1 protein-coding gene is annotated in these 279 nt (G+C 45.5%); it reads left to right on the top strand.

What is annotated here, in order from left to right:
* Window positions 1-279, top strand: a 279-nt coding sequence (locus tag AC1M89_RS14825) for a thiolase family protein (protein WP_481614404.1), incomplete at both ends; no start/stop codon positions are given.

Raw genomic sequence — 279 nt, 5'->3', positions numbered from 1 at the left:
AAATCGTGCCTGTGACTATTCCACAGCGTAAAGGTGATGCGGTTGTGGTGGCAAAAGATGAACATCCTCGTGCATCAACCACTTTAGAAGCCTTAACCAAGTTAAAACCTGTTGTAAAAGCAGACGGTACAGTAACCGCAGGTAATGCATCAGGAATTAACGATGGTGCTGCTGCGATTCTGATTGCGTCTGATGCAGCTGTAGAAAAATATGGTTTAAAACCTCGTGCCAAAGTGATTGGTGCAACCACTGTTGGGGTTGAACCTCGCATTATGGGCT

The organism is Acinetobacter sp. ANC_7635 (genome assembly GCF_056779945.1).
The sequence above is the reverse complement of the archived record's forward strand: the minus strand, read 5'-3'. Positions and strand labels throughout refer to the sequence as shown.